Annotated in this window: 16 protein-coding genes; 2 read left to right on the forward strand and 14 right to left on the reverse strand. The window is 54.7% G+C overall.

The genetic code is table 11. From position 1 onward, the window contains the following. Positions 1 to 13 precede the first annotated feature (13 nt). The gene (gene pepT, locus NST26_RS31475; protein WP_340980660.1) at positions 14 to 1,246 is read left to right on the forward strand and encodes a peptidase T; all 1,233 of its coding nucleotides are present in this window, start codon (positions 14 to 16) and stop codon (positions 1,244 to 1,246) included. A gap of 105 nt (positions 1,247 to 1,351) precedes the next feature. On the opposite strand, the gene NST26_RS31480 is transcribed toward pepT, so the two are convergent. From NST26_RS31480 to hxlA, 4 genes are all read right to left on the reverse strand, one after another. Further along, positions 1,352 to 2,485 carry an NADH-dependent flavin oxidoreductase gene (locus NST26_RS31480; RefSeq protein ID WP_445323385.1) on the reverse strand — a complete coding sequence of 378 codons (1,134 nt, stop codon included), beginning with the start codon at positions 2,483 to 2,485 and terminating at the stop codon, positions 1,352 to 1,354. Between the two features lie 95 nt (positions 2,486 to 2,580). Beyond that, the gene (locus NST26_RS31485) at positions 2,581 to 2,955 is read right to left on the reverse strand and encodes a winged helix-turn-helix transcriptional regulator (RefSeq protein ID WP_036728101.1); all 375 of its coding nucleotides are present in this window, start codon (positions 2,953 to 2,955) and stop codon (positions 2,581 to 2,583) included. Between the two features lie 138 nt (positions 2,956 to 3,093). Beyond that, positions 3,094 to 3,651, reverse strand: coding sequence for a 6-phospho-3-hexuloisomerase (gene hxlB / locus NST26_RS31490; protein WP_340980662.1), 558 nt, complete (start codon positions 3,649 to 3,651; stop codon positions 3,094 to 3,096). Positions 3,652 to 3,657: 6 nt separating this feature from the next. Continuing rightward, positions 3,658 to 4,290, reverse strand: coding sequence for a 3-hexulose-6-phosphate synthase (gene hxlA, locus NST26_RS31495; protein ID WP_036728098.1), 633 nt, complete (start codon positions 4,288 to 4,290; stop codon positions 3,658 to 3,660). 246 nt (positions 4,291 to 4,536) lie between these two features. Here hxlA and NST26_RS31500 point away from each other — a divergent pair, with 246 nt between their 5' ends. Beyond that, positions 4,537 to 5,916: an MATE family efflux transporter gene (locus NST26_RS31500; RefSeq protein ID WP_339311975.1), complete on the forward strand. Its 1,380-nt coding sequence runs from the start codon at positions 4,537 to 4,539 to the stop codon at positions 5,914 to 5,916. Positions 5,917 to 6,022: 106 nt separating this feature from the next. Here the strand turns inward: NST26_RS31500 and NST26_RS31505 are convergent, their stop codons facing one another. The 10 genes from NST26_RS31505 to NST26_RS31550 all read right to left on the reverse strand — a co-directional run bounded on the left by NST26_RS31505 (position 6,023) and on the right by NST26_RS31550 (position 17,060). After that, on the reverse strand, positions 6,023 to 7,348 hold the full coding sequence (locus NST26_RS31505) for an extracellular solute-binding protein (RefSeq protein WP_036728095.1): 1,326 nt from the start codon (positions 7,346 to 7,348) through the stop codon (positions 6,023 to 6,025). A 123-nt stretch (positions 7,349 to 7,471) separates the two neighbouring features. Next, the gene (locus tag NST26_RS31510; protein WP_036728093.1) at positions 7,472 to 8,272 is read right to left on the reverse strand and encodes a response regulator transcription factor; all 801 of its coding nucleotides are present in this window, start codon (positions 8,270 to 8,272) and stop codon (positions 7,472 to 7,474) included. Continuing rightward, a complete protein-coding gene (locus tag NST26_RS31515) occupies positions 8,235 to 10,031 on the reverse strand; it encodes a cache domain-containing sensor histidine kinase (protein ID WP_036728290.1) in 1,797 nt (598 codons plus the stop codon). Before NST26_RS31515 ends, NST26_RS31510 begins: the two co-directional genes overlap by 38 nt. Positions 10,032 to 10,265: 234 nt before the next feature. Continuing rightward, positions 10,266 to 10,463 carry a hypothetical protein gene (locus tag NST26_RS31520; protein WP_339311977.1) on the reverse strand — a complete coding sequence of 66 codons (198 nt, stop codon included), beginning with the start codon at positions 10,461 to 10,463 and terminating at the stop codon, positions 10,266 to 10,268. Positions 10,464 to 10,877: 414 nt separating this feature from the next. After that, positions 10,878 to 11,108 (reverse strand): cold-shock protein, encoded by a 231-nt coding sequence (locus tag NST26_RS31525; RefSeq protein WP_036722714.1) that lies wholly within the window; start codon positions 11,106 to 11,108, stop codon positions 10,878 to 10,880. Between the two features lie 130 nt (positions 11,109 to 11,238). Continuing rightward, positions 11,239 to 11,439 carry a cold-shock protein gene (locus tag NST26_RS31530; protein WP_036722718.1) on the reverse strand — a complete coding sequence of 67 codons (201 nt, stop codon included), beginning with the start codon at positions 11,437 to 11,439 and terminating at the stop codon, positions 11,239 to 11,241. A 278-nt stretch (positions 11,440 to 11,717) separates the two neighbouring features. Further along, a complete protein-coding gene (locus tag NST26_RS31535) occupies positions 11,718 to 11,996 on the reverse strand; it encodes a hypothetical protein (RefSeq protein WP_036722720.1) in 279 nt (92 codons plus the stop codon). A gap of 69 nt (positions 11,997 to 12,065) precedes the next feature. After that, the gene (locus NST26_RS31540; RefSeq protein WP_340980665.1) at positions 12,066 to 13,172 is read right to left on the reverse strand and encodes an MBL fold metallo-hydrolase; all 1,107 of its coding nucleotides are present in this window, start codon (positions 13,170 to 13,172) and stop codon (positions 12,066 to 12,068) included. 38 nt (positions 13,173 to 13,210) lie between these two features. Further along, on the reverse strand, positions 13,211 to 14,524 hold the full coding sequence (locus NST26_RS31545) for a DUF3999 family protein (protein WP_340980667.1): 1,314 nt from the start codon (positions 14,522 to 14,524) through the stop codon (positions 13,211 to 13,213). Continuing rightward, positions 14,490 to 17,060 (reverse strand): DUF2339 domain-containing protein, encoded by a 2,571-nt coding sequence (locus tag NST26_RS31550; RefSeq protein WP_340980669.1) that lies wholly within the window; start codon positions 17,058 to 17,060, stop codon positions 14,490 to 14,492. Before NST26_RS31550 ends, NST26_RS31545 begins: the two co-directional genes overlap by 35 nt. Between the last annotated feature and the right edge of the window lie 64 nt (positions 17,061 to 17,124).

Genomic DNA, 17,124 nt, shown 5'->3' on the forward strand with positions numbered 1-17,124 from the left:
GAGATGACCCGCATTGAAGGAAGAATTAATTAGACGTTTTGTATCGTATGCTGAAATGGATACCCAATCCAGCGAGGACAGCGAGAGCTGCCCGTCCACTCCAGGCCAAATGGTACTGGCGCATAAGCTGGCAGAGGAGCTGCAGGAGCTGGGACTGACGGAGATTACGGTGGACGAGCACGCCTATGTCATGGCCTCGCTGCCCGCCAACACAGATAAAGAGGTTCCGGTGATTGGCTTCCTGGCCCATCTGGATACCGCTACGGATTTCACCAGCACGAATGTGAAGCCGCAGATTGTAGAGAACTATGACGGGCATGATCTGGTGCTGAATGAAGCCCAGAATATTATCATGTCCACGAAGAGCTTCCCGGAGCTGAGCGGTTACAAGGGGCATACGCTGATTACGACCGACGGCACCACCCTGCTGGGGGCAGACAACAAGGCAGGCATCGCTGAGATCATGACGGCTATGGCCCATCTGCTGGCGCATCCGGAGATTAAGCATGGCAAGATCCGGGTCGCTTTTACCCCCGATGAAGAAATCGGACGCGGCCCGCATAAGTTCGACGTTGCCGCCTTCGGTGCTTCCTATGCCTACACCGTGGACGGAGGCCCGCTTGGGGAGCTGGAATATGAGAGCTTCAATGCCGCCGCCGCCAAAATCACCTTCCACGGAGTCAATGTCCATCCCGGTACAGCCAAGGGCAAGATGATCCATTCGTCCAAAATCGCCATGGCCTTCCATCTCCGTCTGCCCGCCGGTGAAGCCCCTGAATTCACAGACGGCTACGAGGGGTTCTACCACCTGATCTCCATGCAAGGCAGTGCCGAGCACAGCAAGCTGCATTACATTATCCGCGACTTTGACCGCGGGCAGTTCGAGAACCGCAAATCGAATATCGCCGCAATTGTGGAGGAATTCAAATCTACATACGGGGCGGACAACATCGTGCTGGAGATGAATGACCAATACTATAATATGCGCGAGAAAATCGAGCCCGTCCGGCATATCGTCGATATCGCCCGGGAAGCGATGGAGGGCCTCGGAATCACGCCGGTTATCCGTCCAATCCGCGGAGGGACTGACGGCTCACAGCTCTCTTATATGGGGCTGCCTACACCGAATATTTTCACCGGAGGCGAGAATTTCCACGGCAAATTTGAATACGCCTCTGTAGACGTAATGCTGAAGGCTGTACAGGTTATCGTTGAGATTGCCCGTCTGGCGGAACATAAAGCGTAAATAAGATTATATTAAAAACAGCAAAAACCCCGTGCCGCCCTGGAAAAAGGGGCGCACGGGGTTCTTGTATTGTTTTGGTCACAGACCGTTATCCGCCTGCCTGCTTTATTGCTTAACCGGCAGCCAGCCCGGCGTATGGATCAATGCTCTCCAGAGCGGGTCCGGAATCACAAGCTCTGCTTGGGCGTTCGGATCAAGCTCCGTCTTAATCTCATCGGCCCGGCCCCCGGCCAGCTTCTGCACCCAGTCCGGTTCAATCAGCAGCGGGCGGCCCAGCGCCACCAGGCTGATGCCGCTGTCCAGACTCTTTAGGGCATCGGCGGCAGAGTAGAGCGAGCCTACGCCAATTACCGGAGCCTTGTCTCCCGCCCGGTCTACGATCTGCTCAATGCGCGGACGGCTGTCCCCCGTTCCCCGGTGCGGTAGTGACCACAGCTCCATGAGGGAGGCATGCAGGTAATCCAGCCCCTCTGCTGTCAGTGCATCGATTAGGGCAAAGGTCTCAGCCATCGTAATCCCCGGCGTCTCCGGCTCTTCAGGCGAGAAGCGGTAGCCTACAAGGAATGCACCCTCTGCATGCTGCTTCACCGCAGCCTTGACACTGCGCAGAACGGCCAGCGGGAAGGCGAGACGCTTCTGCAGATCCCCGCCCCAGCGGTCTTCGCGTCTGTTGGAATGCGGCGAGAAGAACTGCTGCAGCAGATATCCGTTCGCACCGTGAATCTCGACGCCATCGAAGCCGGCCTCGATCGCCCGGCGCGTCGCTTCACCGAAATCAGCGATAATTCCGGTAATCTCTTCGTCTGTCAGCGGGCGCGGAACCGTACCCTGTCCGCCGCCCGGCAGCTCGGCCGGCACATCGCTTGCACTGACAGGCTGCCCGTCAACCAGCTGCTCCGGCGGGCATTGGCGTCCGCCATGGAAGATCTGGAGCACGGCCTTCGCTCCTTCGCCCTTGATGGCCTCCGCCAGCTCACGCAGGCTTGGAATCAGCCCGTCATGGTCAGCTCCGAATTCGCCCGGGAAGCCCTTCCCGCCGCGTGAGACATAGACACACGCGGTAATGACCATCCCCGCCCCGCCCGAACGGCGGATATAATAATCCAGCTCCGGCCGGGAGACGGTTCCATCCTCATTCGAGGAGAAATTAGTCATCGGCGCCATGACCACACGGTTCTTCAGTTCAATCCCGTTCTTGAATTTGAACGTCTCCAGCAGCGGGCTATATTCTGTCTTCAGCATACCTATCAGCCTCCATTTATTTAAATCTTCACAAATGTTAGTATACAACTTAATTTTGCACAATACAAATAGAACGACTTCGTTTACAGTTGCTACCTATCACAGTGAGGTGCATCTTTCCAGATCACCTTGTCCCCGTAATTCTTGCCCCAGTCATACATCATGCGCAGCACCGGCATCAGAGTATGTCCATACTCTGTCAGGGAGTATTCTACCCGCGGAGGAACCTCCGCATATACCTGCCTGAATACCAGCTGATCCTCCTCCAGCTCGCGGAGCTGGTTGGTCAGCATTTTCTGGGTGATATGGGGGATCAGCTTCTTGAGTTCACTGAACCGCTTAGTCCCTTCCAGACCCAGGTGCCACAATATAATCAGCTTCCACTTGCCGCCGATCACAGCGAGCGTAAGCTCCTTCTCGCAGTTGATCTCCTTCAGGTTGATACGGTCTTTAATTTCAGTCGCCAATAATTAGCCCCCTTCCGTCTATTACTACAAATCCATCACGGGCCGCACATAAGCAGCAAAGGATGCCCTCCCGTCAAGGAAAGCATCCGTGTGATAGCTTTATTGTATTCCAAGCTCTATTCTATTCCAAATCGTATGCTATTCCAAATTGGCATGCTTGCCGAACATCCGGCCGGAGGTCTGCCCCGTCTGCTCCATGATCCGCAGAATAACTGCATCATAGAATACAAGCAGCGTCTGTTCAAACAAGGAGGCCATCGGCTGCAGCGTAGTATAGCCGCCGTCCGGCCGTTCCTTGGGAGCGCCAGGCAGCTTGACTGTATAATCTGCGAGACGTCCGATCGTCGAATCCGGCTGAATGGTTACGAGGACTACAGCTGCTCCGATTGCCTTGGCTTTCTCAGCCATGGAGACCAGTCCCTTCGTCTCGCCTGAGCCGGAACCCAGTACAAGCACATCGCCGGGGCCAATGCCCGGCGTTACTGTCTCTCCGACCACATAAGCTGTCCGCCCGGCCTGCATCAGCCGCATGGCGAAGGCCCGGCCCATCAGGCCGGAACGCCCGGCACCAGCCACGAAGATCTGACCTGCGCGCAGCAGCAGCTCCGTCAGCGCCTCGCCTTCTCCGGTATTCAACCCGGAGACAGCGCCTTCCAGCTCCTTCACAATTTCCTGTGCATAGTGCTGCGTATCCATGGCTGCTTAAGCCTGGCTTACAAGGCGCTTCATTTCCGCAGCAGTTGCCTTCATGTCGGCTTCGCTAGTAATACCGCCGCCCACGATTACCAGATCAGGCTGCGCAGCAATCACTTCAGGCAGCGTACTCAGCTTAATGCCGCCGGCAATAGCGGTTTTGGCCCGGGTAACCACGCTCTTAATATCTCTCAGATCCGCGAAGGAATTCTTGCCCTCAGCCTGATGGTCATAGCCGGAATGCACGCAGACATAATCCACGCCCAGCGCATCCACTTCAGCGGCTCTGGCTTTGAGATCCTTCACATTAATCAGATCGACCAGGATCTCTGCACCTGTCTTCTTCGCTTCCTCCACCGCACCGCGGATCGTTGAATCATCAGATACACCCAGCACAGTTACGATGCCCGCGCCTGCTTCCACTGCCTTCATGACCTCATATCCGCCAGCATCCATGATTTTGAGATCGGCCAGCACCGTAAGCGCCGGAAAGGCTTCCTTGATCGCTTTTACCGCATGCAGCCCCTCATTAATAACGACCGGTGTTCCAATCTCAACGATATCTATAGATTCGGCAACCTCTGCAACAACCGCCTTGGCTCCGGCAATATCCACCAGATCGAGTGCTAACTGTAATTTCATATGTGTAAGTTCTCCTTATCCGTAATAAATTTTAGGAAGTGCTGCTTCTCAGTTTAGGGATATACTGCCGATTAGGGAAGTAGGCACTTTAAAGTGAGGTAGTCACCTGGAGGATACTATTGGGCGAAGCCGGGGGATTTTCAGGCAGCATGTCTGAAATACTGCTGCATTTTCACAAAAGCTGTGCTACCATACATTTGATTCGAATATTCACAGCCATAAGGAATCCTAATAAGAAGGTGTATGATGGAAACAAGCAAGCCCGCAACATTCAACTTAATGAAGCTGACCTGGCCGATCTTCCTGGAGCTGTTCCTGTTCATGCTCATGGGCAGTATGGATACCTTCATGATCAGCTCGGTGTCCGATGATGCGGTCTCCGGTGTCGGAGCAGCCAATCAGATTATTGCCATAGCTATTCTGGCGCTTAGTGTCATCGGGAACGGCGCGGCGATCGTCGTGTCGCAATACCTCGGCTCCAAGCAGCCCAAGGAAGCCGCCCGAGTGATCGGCAATGCGGTGACCCTGAATCTTGCCGTAGGGATCGTACTTAGTACAGTGATGCTGCTGCTCGGAGGCCACCTGCTGCAGGCGCTGAACGTGAAGGGTGACATTCTCGCCTACGCCCGCTCGTATATCAACATTGTCGGAGGCGCGATCTTCCTGCAGGCCCTCATCAACGCGCTGGCCGCCACCATCCGGACCCATGGCTTCACCAAGCAGACGATGGCGGTATCGCTGCTGATGAACGTTATCCATGTCGGCGGTAACTATCTGCTGATCTTCGGCCATTTCGGACTGCCTGCGCTCGGCGTAGAGGGTGCTGCCATATCAACCGTAATTAGCCGCTCCATCGCTCTCTTGATCTTCTTCCTGCTGCTCTACCGGATTATGGAGGTACGCGTGAAATGGAGCTATTACGTTCACCTCTCCAAGAAATACGTGCTGCAGATTCTCAAAATAGGTATTCCGTCCGCCTTCGAATCCGTAATGTACCAGTGCTGCCAGCTCGTCTTCACCCTGTACATCACCTATTTGGGGGCCGAGGCCATGGCTACCCGCCAGTATGCGGTTAATATCTCGAACTACATCTTCCTGTTCAGCGTAGCGGTGGCAATGGGGACCTCAATTATTGTGGGGCATCTTGTAGGTGCAAAACGGACGCAGGAGGCTTACTCACGGGTGTTCACCAGTGTGAAGTGGGCGCTGCTGGTCACAGTCATCATGGACCTGATCGTCATTCTGTTCCGCAAGCCGCTGCTGGGTCTGTTCACGGATAATGAGTTGATTATCGCTATGGGCGCCCAGGTCATCCTGCTCAGCTTCTTCCTGGAGACCGGACGGACCTGCAATCTGGTCATTATCAACTCGCTGCGCGCGTCGGGCGATGCCAAGTTCCCGGTCTACATGGGCATGATTTCCATGGTGTGCATGAGTCTGCCGCTGGGCTACTTCCTGGTGTTCACACTTGATCTGGGTCTGGCCGGGGTATGGCTGGCCACAGCGTTCGACGAATGGGTGCGGGCTGTTATTATGTACTTCCGCTGGAAAAGCAGAGCCTGGGAGAAGCACGGCCTGATCCAGCACGAACCGCCGGAAGCCGCTCCGGCAGCCCCGGCGCACTAACTCTGCGGCAGCTCCTCAGGCCGGCTCGCCACACCAATAAGGGATGCTAATCAGCCACCGGAAATACGGCTGATTAGCATCCCTTTGTTGTAAGCTTATCCCATGCTCAGTTCCCCTTGGCTACTGCAACCTTATGTCTGGCTGCGAACTGCTCCGGCGTGACTGCTTTGCCGAACAGCGCCTGGATCATATCCAGATGGACCTGGGCAGCATGCGGCTTCATCTGCACATCCGCGAACAGGGTAATGCTGCTGGCATTGTTCAATTCATTCAGCAGATCCACGTATAGCTGCGGCAGCTCCTCATTCGTGGTATCGACCTTGGTCGCCGGAATCACCCCCGCACTCGTCACTGAAGCCTCGCCCCATTTGAAGACGAAGTATTCGACAAAAGCCTTGGCCTCCTCCTTCACCCTGGACGATTCCGCTACGAACAGTCCGACACCCGGACCGCCTACCCAGTCGCCCGAATTCCCCTTCCCGCCTTCAACCGTAGGGAATTTGAAGAAGCCGACCTTGTCCTTGAAGGCCTGCGGAATCTCCGGGTTGGTCGTGAAGTTGGGCAACTCCCAGGTACCGGTCAGGTACATGGCCGCCTTTTCTTCCATGAATTCCGATTTGCCCTCATCATACGACAAGCCGTTGAAGCCGTTGTTGAAGGCGTTCATATCGACGAGGTTCTGCACTTCCGCTGCTGCCTGCACCAGTCCGGGATCATCGAAATAGCCCGTCCCCTTCGTTGCCCGCTTGAGCGTCTCACTTCCGGCAATACGGTCCGCCAGATACATATACCACAGCGAGCCTGTCCACCGGTCCTTATTACCCAGCCCCACCGGAGGCACACCATGACTGGAGAGCGCTCTCACAACTGCCTTGAACTCCTCATATGTTGTTGGCACCTGAAGATTATATTGGGCAAAGATCTCTTTATTATAAAAGATCGGTGAGATGTTCATCTCCAGAGGCAGCGCATAGGTCTTGTTATCGACAACATAAGACTCTGTAGTGCTCTTCAGGAACTTATCCTTAAGCTGCCCGCCATGCAGGATGTCATCCAGCGGAGCGAATAATCCGCCTCTTACATAAGGCTCCATGAAGCCGGCTGCCCAGGTTATGCCCACATCGGGAAGGTCATTGGAAGCGGAGAGCACCTTGAGCTTGCTTTTATACTGCTCATTCTCCAGCACATCCTGCCTGATGATAATACCCGGATGCTCCTTCTCATATTCTGCGATAATCTGGCTGACCAGCTTATACTGCTGCGCGGAGAGTCCGGCGGGCCAGATGTGCATCATATGAATGGTTATTTTGGGGGAAGAGGCACCGGTAGCTGCAAGCTCACTATTATTCTCTCCCGCAGAGCCGCAGCCTGTCAGAACAAGCAGCCAGATGCAGGCCAGGAGCAGCCCCTTGGTCATGTGATTCCTTCGCATTGCCATTGCCTCCCCATCTCACATTGCAAAAGGCCGTAATTATCCATGTAATCGCTATCATTCAAATTCTAGCATCGTACTCTGAGGCAGATAAGGGCACATTTATTGGCTAAAATACCACATTTATTGGATTTCCTGCGCTCCGCCCTTCATCTGCTGACGGTACCGGCTCGGGCTTATCGCCTCCAAGGACTTGAAAACCTTAATGAAATATTTATCCGTCCGATACCCTACACGCTCTCCAATCTCCCCGACCGGCAGCGCGGTCTGGAGCAATAACTCCTTCGCCCGCTGAATCCGCAGACGGGACAGATATTCAGTGAAGGAGACCCCGGCCTGCTCCTTGAACAGCACGCTGAAATAGCTGGCATTCAGGTGAATCATCCCCGCTACCTCAGCCATCGTCAGCTGTTCGTGCAAATGCTGCTCCACATAGGCAATGGCCTCCTTAACCGGCTGCCCCATCCCCGCCTGCTCCGGGTCAATCTCCAGCAGCTTGTGATCCACCAGCTTCTCCAGCTTCACATGGCGCTGCTGCTCCTCCTCCCGCTTCAGCGCATCCTCGACCACTGTCAGCAGCTCGGACTTGTCCAGCGGCTTCAGCAGATAATTGACTGCCCCCAGCCGCATCGCCTGCTGCACATAATCGAACTCCGCATAGCCGGAGATGACAATGATCACCGGCTTCCGGGGAGCTTCCTGCAGCGAATGGATCAGATCCAGCCCGCTCACCTCCGGCATGCGCACATCTGTGATCAGCAGATGGACGCGCTCCTGCCGGAGCCGCTCGCGTGCTTCCACCCCGTTGTCGCAGGTCTCCACGATATACCGGCCTGCCGCCCATACTTCCAGCGTCTGCTTAATCCCCTGACGCGTTCTTGGTTCATCATCTACGATTAGAATCGTCTTGTTGCCCAGACTCATAGGTATCTCCTCCATTGCTTGGAATCTCAAACCTTATTACAGTCCCTTCAGACCGCCGGCTCTCTACGATCAGCCCCTCCGTCTTCATGCCCGCTTCCGCATAGTACAGTTTCAGCCGCCGCTGCACATTCACCAGCCCGACTCCGCTGCCCTTGGCAGAGACCGGGGGCCCGCCATCCAGCGCATCACGCAGCGCCAGCAGCGTGGCCTCATCCATACCCGGCCCGTTGTCCGACACCTCCACTGAGGTCCAACCCTTGCGGGAGGAGGGGGTGATGATTACTTCAATCACGCCCTTGCCGACGCGGCTCTCCACTCCATGCAGAATGGCGTTCTCGACAATCGGCTGAATCAGCAGCTTAGGTACCGGTACAGCAGCCTCATGCGGGTCAAGCCTGATGTCCCAGGACAGCCGCTCTCCCATCCGCATCTCCATAATCCGCAGATACCGCCTGATCTGCTCCACCTCTTCACTCAGCGTGACCCATTCATCCTTGTTGTGCGGGCTGCCCATAATGTAGCGGAATAGCCTGGACATCATGACCACTAATCCGGCCAGCTCCTCCTCTCCCTTCTCCTCCAGTGACCAGTTGAAGGCCTCCAGCGTATTGAACAGGAAATGGGGATTGATCTGCGCCTGCAAGGCTTTAAGCTCGGTCCGGCTCTGCAGGACCTCCTTCTCATAGACCACCCTGATCAAATCATTAATATTAGCCACCATACCGTTGTAGGTATTATTCAGCTCCCGGAGCTCCATGGTAGATACCTTCTGCGAATTGGGGGTCAGCACCCCCATACGGGATTTGCGCATCGCCCGGATCAGGTGAATAATCGGCCGGGTAATCATTGTCGACAACAGAAAGGATATAATCAGGAATAGCAGGGTTCCGATTCCGCCTGACACCAGCAGCACCGTCCGCAGCACGGACAGTCCCTTGGTGACATAGCTGACAGGTGTCAGCACCAGCAGCGTCCAGGAGGTCTTGTCCGAGCGCAGCTTGACCTGCACATACTCCTTGCCCCGGAAGCTCACCGTCTGATCCCCGCTCTCCAGTAGCGGCAGCAGATCCTCCTGCGGCGTTCCGCTGCTCCCGAGGAGCTGTCCTTCATCATTCACAAGCAGCACAGACTCCCCGCTGTCACTGCCGGAGAACGGATCGTCGAGCTGGAAGTAGCTGCGCTGGATGCGGGCCATCAGGTAGCCGCCCCGCGAGAACCAGCGGTCCATCAGGCTGACCTGGCGGATCGCCAGCAGGCTCTGATCATCATGCGGATCAACGCCGATCCAGACCAGCCGCCCCTTCTGGGCATTAGCCTCACTGATATGCTGCTCGTTAATCCTGCTCTCCAGGCTGCCTTCCTTAATCGGGAACAGCAGCCTGTAATCAGCGGTATATAGCTCCAGCGAGCCTACACTCGGCATGTACGCCTGATAGCTGGAGACAATTTGCAGCAGCGACTGGCGCTGATTGAAGGACACCTCATTGCCGTCCAGCTCCTCCAGCAGCAGCTGTTGAACGGTAGGATGATTGGCCACCTGCTCCATCAGACCGTCAATCTGGCCGGTCAGCGCATCCAGCCTTCCGTTGGCCTGAACCGCCGTCTGCTGGATGTGCCGCTCGGCATTATTTTTGAGCAGAATCGAGACACGGTCATACACAAATGCCCCGGACACCAGAATAATAATGAGCATCACCAGCAAAAAACCGATGAATATCTGATTGCGCAGTGTGTTGAGCTCTCTGAACCTCTGAAGCATCAGAATTCCCTCTTTCGTTGGCAGCGTTTCCAACTCTATTCTCCAAACCCCGGGAGTTTTGTCAAGATAAATCATTGCCCGCAGTGGAGAGACGGCTACGAAGTCCCCAAGGATACCAGCAACAAAAAACCCTTAGCACAGTTCTCCCGGTTCGAGGAGCTGCCCTAAGGGCTTACACAGAAGACTACTTAGATGAACATTAACGGAGTGATCCATTCGAAAATGCAGGGCCGCTCACAGCAGAGCCAGCAATACCCCGCCGATGCAGTAGCTTATCACCTTGCGGCGGGTTGGCTCCAGATAAATATCCAGCGGAATCAAGATCAGAATCAGACCAATCGCGATAATGTTAAGCATAGGCTTATGATAAAAAATCCCCGCTGCATTCAAGGCAACCGCAAGTAACGTCAGGAGCAGAAAATATTTTCTCATAGCTCCATCATCCCTGTATTATCCATTATTGTCAACCCGCTGATTCGCCGGCGTTTAAGAATGGCTTTGCCGTCTTTTTCATGGATAGTACCGTTTTATAAAAGGTACTAAAGAAATTAACGAAAAGCAAAAAGAAACGGAGGGGAAATTGGAACTGTAGGAGCGATAGCGTCCGCCTTTGTCACCGGATTTCCACCGCGATTAGCGGTTAAAATCAAGAAATCTGGTGACAACAGCGGCCGGAAGTCCAAATGTTCACCGCAGTGACGACCAAGCTTCGAGTTCAAACTTTAAATGCCTTTTATATATAGAGGTAAAAATCCAAAAAAAATAGCCCATTGCGGGCAAGAAACGGACAGCGGTATAGGGTTACTCTCCTCTAATTTCGTATAAACCGGTCAAAGAGCGACAGCCTTAGTGGATAGTCACACTCTTCTTAATAGCCTTCGCGTCCAAATTCTTATTAACGAGCGTAGGCAGCATCTTCATGCTCCGGGTCATGGGAGAATTACATTGCCAGCAGGTAGGCACATGTTGAAAGGCAAAGTTGTCGCGTATCCATCCGGTGCATTCTTCCTTGGTGCAGGACCAGATAGCCGTCTCTTCCTGCGGAAGATCTACCATTGCTTTTTTACGAAAATACATAAGTACCCCTCCTAATAGCTTGGTTAGTGCGTCCAACGGACTGTTATGGCAGAACGGAAGCTTGTTCTCTACTACATGGTCATAAAAAAAACTACCCTCAACTGGTGTTAAGGGCAGCTTATTTGTGGAATTACAGTTTTACAACGTTCTCAGCCTGTGGTCCACGAGCGCCTTGAGTTACGTTGAACTCAACGCGTTGGCCTTCGTCCAAAGACTTGAAGCCTTCGCCAGTGATTGCGGAGAAGTGTACGAATACGTCGCTTCCGCCTTCAACCTCGATAAAACCGAAACCTTTGTCTGCGTTGAACCATTTTACTGTACCTGTTTGCATGATATTACCTCCAAAGTTTATTTAACACATGTCCTTTTATTCCTACGTATTGTACGAACAAATAAAAATTCACACATTGGAAAAGGCTTCATACACAAATGCTAACCTTTTACAATATGTGAATTAAGGGTTAAATTTATGATTAACTTCATTGTAGCACACTATTTTCCCAAATGCAAAGGGTTACTGCCAATAACACAAAATAAATTTTAAATTTTAGAGAACCTTTGCCAGGGGCACGGCTTTGGGGGATCAGCCGCGCACCACCGGCTAAGGCTTCAGTCGATATATCCGGCCAGTCCCTTGTCCATCAGGTAATCCATTTCCGCATCCAGAATGGTCTCCACCGTCAGCTCGTCCAGCTTCACATCGCGCTGCGCAGTCACATAGTCAACCAGATCATCATTATCGATATCAACCTCGCCTTTGGCATTGGCCTTGGCCTTATTAATAAACGTCTGCTCATGCTTCAGCACCAGCCGGATAACGGCCGGGTCCACCTTCGTCTGTGCAGACAATACCTCCACCAGTTCCTGCTCGTTCACTTCATTGCTCATCTTCGTTCGTCAGCTCCTTGGTATATATGAACCCTGATTGTACCACAAGTCCCCTTCAGGCGGGCAGCCTCATCTCCACCAGGGAAGAACCGGATATCCGGCGGCCCCCGCGGTTACAGTCTCCCCGATTCTCGGCGTGGCCAGCCGTACCCCTCTCAGCGCCGCAGCAGCCGAGATCCGTTCTGCCGGATCAGTCCAGTCATGCATCGACAGGGTGAATGCACCCCAATGGATGGGGATCAGCAGACCTCCCTGCACATCGATGTGCGCCTCAACAGTCTGTTCCGGCAGCATATGGATATCCGCCCAGCGCGGATCATATTGGCCGCATTCCATCAGCGTAAGATCGAAGGGTCCATGAGTACGTCCGATCTCGGCAAAATGCGGACCATACCCGCTGTCTCCGCTGAAGAAGACCTTGTTCTTCTCCCCTTGAATAATCCAGGAGCACCACAGCGTGGTATTGCGGTCCAGCAGACTCCGCCCCGAGAAATGCCGCGCCGGAGCGCAGGTGAAGGTTATCCCCTCATAGGTAAGCGTATCTCCCCAGTCCTGCTCGCGGATCTTCTCTGCGGCCACCCCCCAGCGGCGCAGATGAGCGCCGACACCCAGCGGTACAATGAACAGTCCTACCTTATCCTTCAGCTGGCGGATGGTTCCATAGTCCAGATGATCATAATGATCATGGGAGAGCAGAACCGCATCCAGCTGCGGCAGGAGGGCAGCCTCCAGCGGAAGCTGCTTGCTGTAGCGGCGGCCGCCGATGAACGGAAACGGGGATGGGGCACGGCCCAGCATAGGATCGAGGAACAGGGTCAAGCCGTCCATCTCCAGCAGCACCGCTGAATGCCCGAACCAGGTCACCCGGGTGTCGCGGCCCGCTCCTATAGAGGACGGCAACAGCGGCTGCGGCTGAAGAGGCTCGGCAGGTCTGGAGTGGGGGTTACCCTTAATGAAGTCCTTCAGAATGGAGAGTCCGCTGCTTCCAGCCTTGTCACCGCTCAGTTCCGCAGTCTGCGGATAAGCAAATTTGCCCTTGCTGTAATGGGCGGAGCCGAGGTTACGGGCCCTCTCCTGCTCCCCGGCCCTGCGCCCGAACGCCGGATAGACAGTCATGATAAGATACGCAGCAGCAATAAGCAGGAGCAGTATAACGCAAATGGTAATCAGGGTCATGCAGTAATCCTTCTTTCTGCGGACTTGTGCCGCATCTCCTATTTCGCCTGGCCCAGCTTGCGGGCTACGATAAAAATAAGCAATAGCGAGACCACAATAATAATGGCATTGAAGCCCCAGCGGCCCTGAAGCCACCAGCTTGTGCCGGGCGGCTCTGCTGCCGTTACCGGTACCCGGGTCTCTGCGCCAAGCGCAGCCTGCACAAGCTTCTCCCCGCTGATCCGGTCTTTGAAATTAATAATATCATACTGCGGAGCGGTTGCCAGCGTGTTGCCATAGCGCAAGTAATACGGCGTCTTCTCCCCTCCCGCAAATACAAGCCGGTCTACCAGATATTCGATCTTAAGGTCCGTGATAGAGATGGGGGCATCGTCCAGATTGTAGATAACCACCCGCAGGGAATCCGAAGAGGCTGGCGTAACCGGCTGAATCTCTGTCCGGGAGATCCGGGTATCCTTGAAATCCAGCCGGTACAGCTCCCCGCTTCCGGTGACCGGGAGCTTGCTCCCGGTGCTGTCATACAACTCATAGCGCCGCAGGAAATTCCCGGCGCTGCCGAGCATCACCTTCCCAATCTTCAGCCGGTCCGTGTTGCTTATCATGATCTCGGTACGGTTCTCCACCTGCGTAATCTCCGTCTGCGGTGTCTTCTGCCGCATGAATGCAGCCGTGCTCCACTCCCGGCTGCTGTCCACCAGCGTCAGGCCGGGGAACTCCAGTCCTTCCGGGTTGTTCTTCACTACAAGCCGGTAATAACTGAACTTGTAGCTGCGCTCCAGCGTGATGCTGTCCGCACTTAACCCGTTCGTGGCATACAGATCCCCTGTGCCAAGCTGCTCCCAGGCCTGCCCGTCATAGCCGCCCCACACCTCCACATGCTTCAGGAAGGATTCCGCAGGCAATTCGAACACCAGGCGGTTCCCCTGAATATCGACATGCTCGGCAAGCGGCTTAATCTGATAATCCAGCAGGGTATCCGTCCCTTTCACTGCCTTGTGGATCAATTCCGAGGCATAGATCGCGCTATGCTCCTCCACCTTCTCTGCTCCGCTCTCCATATAATAGGGAACCGGAGCGCCGGTGCTGTCCTGTATACGCAGATCGCGCAAGTCCTCTGCCGCCGAGCGGTACACCGCTTCATCCAAGTACAATTCATAGTAAGGAGCCGTCTCCGGGACGGAGATTTCACGTGAGAACTTCCATTGTCCGCCGCCCGTCTTCTCCGCTTCGCCAGATGCCGCTGCTGCACTGTGCGCCGGGAAAGCGGCGGGACCCAGCACAAGTCCGCCCAATACAGCGAGCAGCACAGCCGCCACTCTAGCTCTCTGTCCTGTCTTTCTCTTCGAGTGCATAAGCTTCCTCCATTCTGACCGATATCCGCTGGTAGAGGTAGGATATTCCCAGCAGGCAGAGTCCGAAGCTGAAATACGCGATGATCTTGCTGCCGGTGTTCAGCAGGGTCAAATCATAGAGCAGCAGCTTGCCGGTTGCCAGCAGGGATAGCGCCAGTCCGAAGCGGCGGATATACAGGTATCTTTTCCAGAAGCCATACATAATGAACATCACAGCCAGCAGCAGATAGAGCAGACTGAAGGCCAGCCCGCCGTCACGCACCTGCATCTGCACCCCCAGGAACGCCGTAACCATCACCAGCAGATAGATGCCCATAGCTACCGGGTACAGCTCTATATTCTTGTAATCGCGCAGCAGCGTTGTCCGCAACAGCCTTGCACTGCTGAACCACACGAACACATTGAACAGAACAAGCAGACCCAGCGCCACAACATCTGCGGCAGTGCTGCCGGACCATCCTTCCGGAAGACTGGGCAGACCGAACGTGATGCCGATACAGACCGCATAGGCGATCCCGTGCAGCACCAGGACCATGATGCCGACCACTCTGTCATACAGAACGTTCACCTTCGGCAGCGCATAAGCGAGTCCAGAGGTAAGCAGACCTGCCAGCAGCAGCTTGTAAAAGGCATTGTGCGCCATATCCCCCGGCATCATCCAGTCATACAGGCGCAATGCTTCATACACCATATACCCGTAGAAATTGACGATAGCCGCATATTTGAACCAGACGGTAGCCTGCACCTCCGCAGGTGTGCTGCGGAGCAGCGTCTCCTGATTCGAATAACGGATGGCATACAATAAGGCTACAATCACCATACCCGCGGTAATAAATGTATACTTCAGATCGAAATAGGAGTTCGTGTAGTAGATTACCGCATTATAATCAGAGAGCTGCAGCAAAACGTCGAATCCGAAGAAGGTTAGCAGACAGAGGGAAAGGATGCCCCAGCCTGCACGTTCTACCATTTTGAAGCGGTACAGATGTCCGTAGACCGCAAGCGCCACGCCTTCCACCAGCCAGCCGATGGACCACCAGGCCGCTCCCAGCTGGAACGGAATCATCAGAATGGCGAAGGTCAGTGAGGTGACATAGAACAGCAGACGGCTCTCGCGTTCCTGCGGCATCTGTTTCTCCAGAAGGACACCAAGCCCCAGATACATGAGGCAGAAGGCCAGCGCCAGCGCGCCTGTGAAATCATCCAGCCCGGCATTCAGGAACAGAAGATACAGTGTCATACAGCTAACGAGCGTGTTACAGCCCAGCAGGCCGAAGTCCAGCCAGTTAAGCTTCGTCTTGAACTTGAACGGATACCAGAGTGTAATCCCCAGATACATGGCGAAGGTCAGCACAGTGCAGAGAATGCCCGCAGCGTAGCTGTCTGCCAGATAAATCAGCACCAGGATAGACGGCGTGTTGAACAGGAAGCTGATGTAATTGACCACCACCCAGCGCTTGCGCAGAGAGATCAGCAGAATCAGCAGGTTCAGCACGAACAGATACCCCATCGCCGCATATACTGCACTGCCCTCCAGCCCGAAGGCTCCCATATAAGAGAAGAGCGGCAGATAACCCCCTACAAGCCCCATGGAACAGATCGTCCGTGACTCATAGCGCAGCGACAGCAGCACAGCGGACAGCGTGACCAGCACCGACAGGCCGATCCCGGCCCATAACCCGATAATCTCCAGCAGAAAATAACTGTAAAATATCGAGCCGTACAGCACCGACACCCCGCCGCCAATCAGACCCAGAGCGAAGGCTCCCCGCCCCTTGCGGAACAGCCACTCCCCGCCCGCCAGCATGACTGCCCCCAGCAGGAAGAAAGCGCTGCCCTTCATATAATCATTGAACCAGGTGGAGTAGGTGTATCTGAACCCGGCGCCCACTGCCAGGATCAGCAGCAGAATCCCCAGGCGGTTGATCCAGTTCAGGCCAATCTTCATTTCGATCCGGTTCTGCTTGCGGCGGCGCTGCAGGGTCTCCTCGTCAACTCCTTCAGCAGCCAAATCATCCAGCCCGCTGTCCATCGTCCCCCTGAGCGAACGCTCTGCCTCCCGCTGCCATTGTCTGCGCAGCAGGATACTCTCATTCAGCTTCGCCTGCACCTCATCCAATATATAAGTGATCTGGGTCTTCTCCTGGCCCAGCTCGCGGGCCCCGATACTGTACATCTCCTCTATCCGCCGCTTGGCGTCCTGCTCGAAGGACGTAAGCCGGTCGAGGTACGCATGATCCCGTGAGGCAAAATAAGTCTGCAGCTTCTGCCGCGATACCCGGAGAATACCCAGCTTCTCATCCAGAATCTGCTCCGCCAGCGCAGTCCGCAGCTCCGAGTTGTCGCGCTCAAGCCTCGCGGCCTGCGCCTTCAGCTCCGCCAGGCTCTGCCTGTTTTCCCCATTTTCCCGTCTTAACACTTCGTTCTCGCGGACGAGATCACTGCTCTCGTATTCTTCAATTAAAGACTGGTATGCCTTCAAAAGCCCGTCCTGCTGCTGCTGCACAGCCCTCATCCGATCTCTGAAATCCTCCATAGCCGCCCCCCAGTATCTGCTAATCGGCAAATTGTTAATATATTGATATTACTATATTTCTAAT

Origin of the sequence: Paenibacillus sp. FSL R7-0128 (assembly GCF_038002245.1) — a bacterium.
In the GTDB taxonomy this organism is placed as follows: Bacteria; Bacillota; Bacilli; order Paenibacillales; family Paenibacillaceae; genus Paenibacillus_AQ; species Paenibacillus_AQ silagei.

Coding starts and splice junctions, on each gene's coding strand:
- NST26_RS31520 (WP_339311977.1), bottom strand. CDS start 10,463: ATGAGAAAATATTTTCTGCTCCTGACGTTACTTGCGGTTGCCTTGAAT.
- NST26_RS31510 (WP_036728093.1), bottom strand. CDS start 8,272: ATGAGTCTGGGCAACAAGACGATTCTAATCGTAGATGATGAACCAAGA.
- NST26_RS31540 (WP_340980665.1), bottom strand. CDS start 13,172: ATGACCCTGATTACCATTTGCGTTATACTGCTCCTGCTTATTGCTGCT.
- hxlB (WP_340980662.1), bottom strand. CDS start 3,651: ATGGATACGCAGCACTATGCACAGGAAATTGTGAAGGAGCTGGAAGGC.
- hxlA (WP_036728098.1), bottom strand. CDS start 4,290: ATGAAATTACAGTTAGCACTCGATCTGGTGGATATTGCCGGAGCCAAG.
- NST26_RS31530 (WP_036722718.1), bottom strand. CDS start 11,439: ATGCAAACAGGTACAGTAAAATGGTTCAACGCAGACAAAGGTTTCGGT.
- NST26_RS31545 (WP_340980667.1), bottom strand. CDS start 14,524: ATGCACTCGAAGAGAAAGACAGGACAGAGAGCTAGAGTGGCGGCTGTG.
- NST26_RS31535 (WP_036722720.1), bottom strand. CDS start 11,996: ATGAGCAATGAAGTGAACGAGCAGGAACTGGTGGAGGTATTGTCTGCA.
- NST26_RS31525 (WP_036722714.1), bottom strand. CDS start 11,108: ATGTATTTTCGTAAAAAAGCAATGGTAGATCTTCCGCAGGAAGAGACG.
- NST26_RS31515 (WP_036728290.1), bottom strand. CDS start 10,031: ATGCTTCAGAGGTTCAGAGAGCTCAACACACTGCGCAATCAGATATTC.
- NST26_RS31505 (WP_036728095.1), bottom strand. CDS start 7,348: ATGCGAAGGAATCACATGACCAAGGGGCTGCTCCTGGCCTGCATCTGG.
- NST26_RS31500 (WP_339311975.1), top strand. CDS start 4,537: ATGGAAACAAGCAAGCCCGCAACATTCAACTTAATGAAGCTGACCTGG.
- NST26_RS31550 (WP_340980669.1), bottom strand. CDS start 17,060: ATGGAGGATTTCAGAGATCGGATGAGGGCTGTGCAGCAGCAGCAGGAC.